This window comes from uncultured Enorma sp. (assembly GCA_905210055.1).
In the GTDB taxonomy this organism is placed as follows: Bacteria; Actinomycetota; Coriobacteriia; order Coriobacteriales; family Coriobacteriaceae; genus Enorma.
This window is the reverse complement of record CAJLVH010000085.1, coordinates 1-7,941: the sequence shown is the minus strand read 5'-3', so window position 1 is coordinate 7,941 and position 7,941 is coordinate 1. Positions and strand designations below refer to the sequence as shown.

Here is a 7,941-nt window from a genome sequence, read left to right as displayed (position 1 = left end):
CGCGAGCTGGTGAACGGCTTTCAAGAGATGAACGGCACCACCATCTGCCGCGAACTCAAAGGAGTCGGGTCTCCCGACGGCATGCGCCGCAGCTGCGAAGGGTGCATAGAGGACGCGGTGCGCCTGGCCGTCCGCATCATCGCCGAAGCATAGCGATCGCGCTCTAGAACTCGGCAAAGCGCGGCGAACCCACTGAAAGCTGCGGTCTGCCGTTCATAAGCTCGGTGAAGGCGGCGACGAAACCCGTCTCGTCGCCCGTATGGAACACAAGCGACAGCATCACCTCGTCTGTGAACGCCGAGTCCGTGACCTTGCCGCCTGCCTGCTCCACAAGGCGCAGCACCTGTTCATAGCGCGCATACGCCGTGTGAACCTCCATCGGCACCACGCTCGTCATCTCCACGAGTTGCCCCGCGGCACGCGCCTCCCCTATCGCTGCTTGCGCCGCTGCCGTGTAGGCGCGCACAAGCCCGCCCGGCCCCAGAAGCGTGCCACCGAAATAGCGCGTCGTCACGCAGCAGACGTCGCGAAGACCGGCGCCGCGCAGCACCTCGAGCGTGGGCATGCCGCTCGTGCGCTGGGGCTCGCCGTCGTCGCTTGCCCGCTCCGTACCGTCCGCTAAGATCCATGCGGGGACGTTATGGCGCGCATCGAAATGCCGCGAACGCACTTCCGCGATGTGCGCGGCGGCTTCGCCTTCGTTCTCGACGTGTGCGAGTTGCGCGATAAAGCGGCTCTTGCGGTCGACGAACTCGCCTGTGGCCTCAAAGCCAGAACGCAAGGTCTTATAGCTATCCATCGCGCCCGTTCTCCAAAAGGTTCGAACGACCGAAACCTAGGAGTTCTTCATCACGATATCATCGATCTTGTCGGCAACGTGTTCGCAATAATCGACGCAGTACTCGAGGAACGAATACGTCTCATGCCACGTGAAGATCACGATGGGATCGGTGCAGGTGGTGTGCAGCTCGCGCATGGCGCGCATATAGAGCGCGTCCGCCTCCTCCTCGATGCTGTTGAGCTCGACGACGCGCTGACGCAGGGTCTTCGATTTCTTGAACTGGGCGAGCTCACCCACGACCTCGCGCATGGCGTCGCAGCCGCGCACGATCATATCGACCATCTTGAGTGCATCGGGGCGCATCTCGCGGATGTTGTCGAAGTACAGCCGATGCAGCACGCCCTCGATCCGATCGGTGAGCGTATCGAGGTAGTCGCTCAGCTCGGCGATGTCTTCGCGCTCGATGGGGGTCACGAACGCCGTGGTGAGCGCGTCCTGAATCTCATGCTTCTTCTCGTCGGCCGCCTGCTCGATGGCATGCATCTCCTCGATCTTCTCTTCGATCGTATCGGGATCGAACTCATGCATGGTCTTCGAGAGCAGCTGTGCCGCCTGGCACGAGTAGTCCGCGCACGCGCAGAAGGCGTCGAAGTAGAACGCGTCGTTTTTCCTAGCCACCAGATCCTCCAAATGTCGAATGACTTGCTATGGCATGCACCGAGATACGGTGCGACAGGCCGAAGGGGCCGAAAGACCGATCTAGAACACCATCATGAAGAGCTTCGCCATGGCGAAACTGATGAGGCCGCATCCGGGGAACGTGAATACCCAGGTGAGCATCATGTCCTTCACCACGGAGAAGTTGATGGCAGAAAGGCGCTTCACCGCGCCCACACCCATGATGGCGCTCGTCTTGGTATGCGTCGTGGAGACGGGGATACCGGTGAGCGTGGAGAGCAAGATGCACGCCGCACCGGCGAGGTCGGCCGAGAAGCCTTGGAACGTCTCGAGCTTCACCATATCCATGCCCACGGACTTGATGATCTTCTCGCCGCCCACGCTCGTGCCGACACCCATGGTCACGCTGCAAAGGAGCATGAGCCAGATGGGGATGACGGCGCTCGTGAGGTCGGGCTGGCCGTTGCAGAACGCCACGCCGAGCAAGAGCACGCCGATGAACTTCTGACCATCCTGGGCGCCGTGCATGAAGCTCATGGCGGCGGCACCGAAGATCTGCGCATACTTGAAGGCCTTATTCGTTCGCCGGCGATCCATGTTCGCGCAAATTATGGTGAGCAGCTTGCAGATGCCCCAACCGAGCGCGAAGCCCAGAGCAAGGCTCAGGAAGAGGCCGTAGATGACCTTGATCCACTCCTCGCCGTTCACGCCGTCAAGACCGCCCTGAACGGCGAGCGCGGCACCGGTGAGACCGGCGATGAGGCTATGGCTCTCGCTCGTGGGGATGCCGAAGATCGACGCCCCCACGCTGTAGACAACGATCGAGAACAACGCGGCGCACAGCGCGATGAGCGCCATGTGCGTGTTCGCTCCGAAGTCAACCATGTTTGAGATGGTGGAAGCAACCGACGAGTTGATCATCGTCATGAGCAGCACGCCGAGGAAATTGAACACGGCGCTCATGATGATCGCAGGCCGGATGCTGATGCTCCTGGTGGTGACGGCCGTTGCGATGGCGTTCGGCGCGTCCGTCCAGCCGTTGACGAAGATGACGCCCAGGGTCAGCAGAACCGTGACGGCCAGAATGGGGTTCGTCATGACCTGGCCGACGAAATGGGCTAGCGATACGTCCACGTAAATCTCCCTCGCGGACGGTGCCCGCAGGCACGCAGTGACATAACGGCACTATTTTACCTTTCCATTACATGAAATTGATGCTTGGAGGGAGAATTATCTGCGAAACGGCGAGGATGCGTGCATACAAGGCTATCGCGAGCTGCAGGAATGTTGCACTGGATGAAAAGACCTTACGTGCGCTTTACATTTCCCTGATGCGCAGCTGTCGCTCTGAACAAACCGACGCCACGTGCCACGTTGGAAACGGGCAAAGAGGATGCGAAGCGAGCCGGTAAGCCGGGTTCTGTCGGGGACGGTCATTTATCTTGGCAATCGCGTTACCGCGCTGCTCTACGCACGCCACCCGGGCGCAGGCCGGGCCGACCTATCGCGCCCCTATTCGCGCTTGCTCCGGATGGGGTTTACCAAGCCGCCGCGTCGCCGCGACGCTGGTGGTCTCTTACACCACCGTTTCAGCTTTTCCCTTTACGCGCCGAGTCAGCACGCAGGTGGGAGTCTTCTTTTCTGCGGCACTTTCCGTCGGGTCGCCCCGCCTGGCCGTTAGCCAGCATCCTGCCCTGTGGAGCCCGGACTTTCCTCACGCGGCGCGGGATAAACCCAGCCGCGCGCGACCGTCTGGCTCGCTTCGCAGGCGGTATTGTAGCACGTGCGGCGGATCGATGGGGTTGGACTCATCTGAGTCAGCAAAATGGGCGACCCATCGTCTGATGAGTCGCCCGATAGCAAGATGTTAAAAAACCCCTGGGGTTATTTTACCTTACGCCATGATCTTCTTGAAGAGCTCCACGACGGTGGTGTGATCAGCCTCGCGCGGGTTACCGGGATAGCAGGCATCCGCGAGCGCGTCGTCTGCGATCTGGTCGAGCTCGTCGGCCTTGATGGCCTCGCAGACCTTCGGGATCTCGACGTCCTCGGAAAGCTGGCGCACCGCGGCGATGGCGGCGTCGGCCGCCTCGTCCACGCTCATGCCCGTGGTATCGACGCCCATGGCGACGGCGACGTCGGCCAGGCGCTCAGCCACGACGGGCTTATTAAATTCCATGGCGATGGGCAGGAGCATCGCGCAGGCCACGCCATGCGGCGTGTCATAGTGCGCAGAAAGCGTATGGGCCATGGCATGGTCGATGCCGAGGCCCACGTTCGAGAAGCCCATGCCGGCGATATACTGGCCAAGTGCCATGCCCTCACGGCCGGAACCAGGGGTGCCGCTCTTTGCCTCGGCCACGGCATCGCGCAGGTGCTTCGAGATGAGCTCGATCGCCTTGAGATGGAACATGTCGGACATCTCCCAGGCACCCTTCGTGGTGTAGCCCTCGATGGCGTGCGTAAGCGCGTCCATGCCGGTCGCAGCGGTGAGGCCTGCGGGCATGGTGGCCATCATATCGGGATCGACGACGGCGATGATAGGCATGTCGTGCGGGTCGACGCACACGAACTTGCGCATGCGCTCGGTATCGGTGATCACGTAGTTGATCGTGACCTCGGCTGCGGTGCCGGCGGTGGTGGGAACGGCGATGATTGGCGTACAGGGGTTCTTCGTGGGCGCGGTGCCCTCGAGCGAGCGCACATCCTCGAACTCGGGGTTCGCGATGATGATACCGATGGCCTTGGAGGTATCCATGGAGGAGCCGCCGCCGATGGCGACGATGCAGTCCGCACCGCTCGCCTTGAAAGCCTCGACACCATGCTTCACGTTCTCGATGGTGGGATTCGGCTTGATATCGGAATAGACCTCATGGGGAATCTGCGCGGCATCGAGCAGATCGGTCACCTTGGCGGTGATACCGAACTTCACAAGGTCGGGGTCGGATGCGACGAACGCCTTCTTGAACCCGCGTGCCTGAATCTCGTTCGGAATCTCGGCGATGGCGCCGGAGCCGTGATACGAGGTCTCATTGAGCATGAAACGCTGAGCCATAAGAACTTCCTACCTTTGGCCGTTCGGCCAAAACACCTTGCGAGCAGCGCCGTCTCGCCGCCGCATTTCTCCTTCTCTGTTGTAACCAGAAGCATGCCCTTCTATTCGCATGAATCGGCATACAATACGAACAGGATGTGTTGCAGAGAAAGGATGCCGCCATGTCGTTTGCAGAACTCACCAGAAGCCGGTTTTCATGTCGCACCTATCAAGATCGCCCTGTCGAAGACAGCGTTCTCAACGCCGTTATCGAGGCCGGGCGCATCGCACCTTCCGCGCACAACAACCACCCGACCCGGCTCATCGCGTGCACAACACCCGCTATGCTCGAGAAGGCCGCGCTCGCGGCTCCCCGCTTCGCTCGCGAAGGCAGCATATTCGGCGCGCCCGTGGTGCTCATCGCGTGCGCGGTCGAGGACGACGCCTGGGTGCGCTCGTTCGACGGTATGAACGCCTCGCTCATCGACACGTCGATCGTCGTCGACCAGATGATGATGCAGGCAACGGAGCTCGGCCTGGGCACGTGCTGGGTATGCATGTTCGACCCCGAGGTCGTTGCAAGAGCATTCGAGCTGCCTGAAGGCATGAAGCCCGTCTCAATGCTCACGGTTGGCTATCCTGCCGAGGAGATCGCTTCCGCTGAGAAGCGCGAAGCCCGTCGCATCTCCCGGGAAGACTTCCTCCTCTAACCTGGCACTTCATCCGCCTCGCCCTCGCGTCACTTTGGGGACGGATGCGCTCGTGGCGGTTTCGATACGAACGTAGCCGTCCCCAACGTGACGCCCGAAGCAACGCGACACACGAGGAAAAACGGCCGGCATGGAAACAATCCGTGCCGACCGTTCAGACTCTATGGTTAACCGTGGGCTACAGGCCCATCTCGGCCTTGAGCTTGGCGAGCTCCTCGTCAACGGCAGCGGTGGAACCGGCGTTCGCGTACTTCTTCTCCAGATCCTCGGCGGCGTCGCCGGAATCGGCATTGAGCTCGCTCATGGCGTTCGAGCGGTCGAGCATCTCGTCGGCCTTCTGCTCCATGCGGTCGAACGCGCTCATGGCAGCTGCGGCGCTATCGCCCGCGGAGCTCACCGCGTTGACCTTGTCCTGCGTCTTCGCGACGGCCACCTTCGCCTTGATCGCCTCGCGGCGACCCTTCAACGTCTCGATGTCGGAAACGAGCTTGTCGTGCATCTCACGCATCTTGGAGGCGTTCTCGTGGGCGGCGTCGGCAGCCTGCGCAAGGCTCTCGCCCTTGGCAACGAGCTGCTGCTTCTTCGCGAGGAACGTGCGGGCGTCACCCTCGTTTCCCGCCTTGAGCGCCTGGCGTGCGAGGTCGTCGTACTTCTCAATCTCGTCCTTGTTCTCCTCGACGAGACGCTTGGTGCGGGTCTCCTCAGCCATCACGCCGGCAGTCTCCTGCTTGACCTCGGCGAGCGACTCCGTGAGGTCGCGCAGGTACTGATCGACCATCTTCGCGGGGTCTTCCGCTTTGTCGAGAAGGTCGTTGATGTTCGCCTTGATGATATCGGCGAAGCGATCGAGCATGCCCATGATGAAACTCCTTCTAACTCATACCGGGTTCGCCCCGGCAACGCGGCGACGTGCGCCGTTTCTACCCTTGTACCCTTCCGCAGACATCCGCGCTTTACGCATCGCCGTCAGAGGAATCTGAATACTTCTTCTCCAAATCCTCCAGCTCCCTGTCGCCGAAGCTCTCAAGCGGCGTCTCGAGCACCTCCTGCAGGCGCTCGGCTTCACGCTCCTTCGAGGCGCGATACTTCTTGACACCCGTGAAGACGAGCAGGGCGACGATGACCACCGCCGCGCAGATCGCAACGTAAACCACCGGTGAAGTCGTCTTCGACATGATACGCTCGCCGGTATCGGCGAATGCACGCGAGAAGATCTCCTCTTCGGAAAGCGACAGATCCTGATAGTACCGGTCGAGGTAATCGGAGAGGATGCCGATCGCCTCGCTATCCATGATGGTCTTCGCTTGGCTGCCCACCGCGTACCCGCAGCTAAAGGATCCCTGGCCATCGTCGCAGAACACCAGCAGGAAATGCGCCTCATCGTCGAAGAGCTCGTCATAAAGTTCGTTCGCCATGTTCCCGAGTTCAGCGGTCGAGGTCACGCTTCCGTTGGGCAGGATATAGACGAAGGGCTCCACGCCCGTCTCGTCATAGAACACCTCCATGCCGCGCTCGAACTCGTTGACGTCGCCGATCCACCCGCCATCCTCATCTGCATAGTGGACAGGCGAGGTCTGCGCGGCACCGGCCGGCAGGGGTTCGCGGTCGACCGTGGAGGCGGCGATATCGGTGGAGAACGTACTCGAGGAGCAGAAGGTTAGGCCGCCACCCAGCGCACCGAAGAATGCCACGAGCACCATGATGAGAATGACCATGCCGATGAATGTGCCGCAACCGGTACCGCAGCCGCCCGCTCCGTTACCTGAGCCGCCACCACGCGAACCGCCGGAGCCACGCCCTAGGCTGTAACCGGCCATGAATGGCCAGAAGCTGCCGCCCCCTCCATAGTGGACATGCGGGCGCGGCGGACGAAACCCTCCGAAGCCGCCCGAACGGCCGCCGCTACGGCCGTGGCCTCCGCCCCCGGAGAAGCCGCCGAACGACCGGCCACCGCCCGAGAAGCCCCCACTGCGGCCGCCGCCTGATCTTCCGCCACCAAACGACCTACCCATAGCGCTCCCCTCCACCAGCCTTTGGCTGAACGGTAGTTCGATATCGAAACCATTATGCCCGAGCATGCGGACAACGAACGCGAAACCTTGAGAAGAATCGCTGAACGCCGGAGCTGCAAACCTATAAGCAAAGAAAAGAGCCCTAGCGGCAACCAGGGCTCTTCAGGAAACAATAGGTTGATGCATCGCGCGCATAAAAAGCGCCGGACACAGCGGTAGCTAGTCCAGATCGTCCACGCCGAAGTTGTCGAGCGGAGCGAACGGGTCGGCCACCGGTGCGGGCTCGGGAGCAGCGGGGGCAGCGGCCACCGGCGAAGCTACGGGAACTGCCGCGGCGGAGCCCACCGGCGTCGAGGACACCATGAGATCGGACGGGAACGAGTTCTGCGCATCGTCCATGAAGTGCTGCAGGAGCTTGAGATACTCGGCCTTGAAGTCCTCGCGGGACGCCTTGAGGCGGTCGATTTCCTTGAGCTCCTCCTGCTTCTCCTGGAGCGCCTGGCGAATGACCTCGCGTGCCTTAGCATCGGCCTCGCTGCAGATGTGGTCGGCGTTCTGCTGGGCCTCGGCCACGATGGCATCGGCGGTCTGCTGCGCGGCGATGAGCGCGGCAGAAATCTGGCGCTCGGATGCGGAGATACCGGCGGCTTGCGGCGCGACGGGCTCCGGAGCGGCGGCGGGAGCGGGCATGGCGGCAGCGGCAGCGAGCTGCGCCTGGGCGTCCGC

The 7,941-nt window shown here is 62.0% G+C and carries 9 protein-coding genes and 1 other RNA gene; 2 read left to right on the top strand and 8 right to left on the bottom strand.

Translation table 11 applies throughout. From position 1 onward, the window contains the following. Positions 1 to 9 precede the first annotated feature (9 nt). Complete coding sequence (locus QZ079_RS09470) at positions 10 to 153, top strand: C-GCAxxG-C-C family protein (protein ID WP_366926436.1); 144 nt, start codon at positions 10 to 12, stop codon at positions 151 to 153. A 10-nt stretch (positions 154 to 163) separates the two neighbouring features. Here QZ079_RS09470 and QZ079_RS06370 read toward each other — a convergent pair whose 3' ends face one another. From QZ079_RS06370 to fucO, 5 genes are all read right to left on the bottom strand, one after another. Then, a complete protein-coding gene (locus tag QZ079_RS06370; RefSeq protein WP_297036562.1) occupies positions 164 to 799 on the bottom strand; it encodes a YigZ family protein in 636 nt (211 codons plus the stop codon). Between the two features lie 36 nt (positions 800 to 835). Further along, complete coding sequence (locus QZ079_RS06365) at positions 836 to 1,459, bottom strand: DUF47 domain-containing protein (RefSeq protein ID WP_291288312.1); 624 nt, start codon at positions 1,457 to 1,459, stop codon at positions 836 to 838. Between the two features lie 81 nt (positions 1,460 to 1,540). After that, the gene (locus QZ079_RS06360) at positions 1,541 to 2,593 is read right to left on the bottom strand and encodes an inorganic phosphate transporter (protein ID WP_291290466.1); all 1,053 of its coding nucleotides are present in this window, start codon (positions 2,591 to 2,593) and stop codon (positions 1,541 to 1,543) included. 259 nt (positions 2,594 to 2,852) lie between these two features. Then, an RNA gene (gene rnpB / locus QZ079_RS06355) (RNase P RNA component class A) lies at positions 2,853 to 3,223 on the bottom strand. A 130-nt stretch (positions 3,224 to 3,353) separates the two neighbouring features. Next, positions 3,354 to 4,514 carry a lactaldehyde reductase gene (fucO, locus tag QZ079_RS06350; RefSeq protein ID WP_297036558.1) on the bottom strand — a complete coding sequence of 387 codons (1,161 nt, stop codon included), beginning with the start codon at positions 4,512 to 4,514 and terminating at the stop codon, positions 3,354 to 3,356. 161 nt (positions 4,515 to 4,675) lie between these two features. Here fucO and QZ079_RS06345 point away from each other — a divergent pair, with 161 nt between their 5' ends. Further along, the gene (locus QZ079_RS06345) at positions 4,676 to 5,203 is read left to right on the top strand and encodes a nitroreductase family protein (protein WP_291288309.1); all 528 of its coding nucleotides are present in this window, start codon (positions 4,676 to 4,678) and stop codon (positions 5,201 to 5,203) included. Positions 5,204 to 5,381: 178 nt separating this feature from the next. Here QZ079_RS06345 and QZ079_RS06340 read toward each other — a convergent pair whose 3' ends face one another. The 3 genes from QZ079_RS06340 to QZ079_RS06330 all read right to left on the bottom strand — a co-directional run. Next, positions 5,382 to 6,062: a PspA/IM30 family protein gene (locus QZ079_RS06340; RefSeq protein ID WP_291288308.1), complete on the bottom strand. Its 681-nt coding sequence runs from the start codon at positions 6,060 to 6,062 to the stop codon at positions 5,382 to 5,384. A 94-nt stretch (positions 6,063 to 6,156) separates the two neighbouring features. After that, positions 6,157 to 7,215, bottom strand: a complete 1,059-nt coding sequence (locus tag QZ079_RS06335) for a hypothetical protein (protein WP_297036553.1) — start codon at positions 7,213 to 7,215, stop codon at positions 6,157 to 6,159. Between the two features lie 219 nt (positions 7,216 to 7,434). Then, on the bottom strand, positions 7,435 to 7,941 hold a 507-nt coding region (locus QZ079_RS06330), incomplete at its 5' end, for a DivIVA domain-containing protein (RefSeq protein WP_297036550.1).

What these genes read in the sequence shown, in the direction of transcription:
- QZ079_RS06370 (WP_297036562.1), bottom strand. Translation starts at nt 799, where the DNA reads ATGGATAGCTATAAGACCTTGCGTTCTGGCTTTGAGGCCACAGGCGAG.
- fucO (WP_297036558.1), bottom strand. Translation starts at nt 4,514, where the DNA reads ATGGCTCAGCGTTTCATGCTCAATGAGACCTCGTATCACGGCTCCGGC.
- QZ079_RS06345 (WP_291288309.1), top strand. Translation starts at nt 4,676, where the DNA reads ATGTCGTTTGCAGAACTCACCAGAAGCCGGTTTTCATGTCGCACCTAT.
- QZ079_RS06340 (WP_291288308.1), bottom strand. Translation starts at nt 6,062, where the DNA reads ATGGGCATGCTCGATCGCTTCGCCGATATCATCAAGGCGAACATCAAC.
- QZ079_RS06335 (WP_297036553.1), bottom strand. Translation starts at nt 7,215, where the DNA reads ATGGGTAGGTCGTTTGGTGGCGGAAGATCAGGCGGCGGCCGCAGTGGG.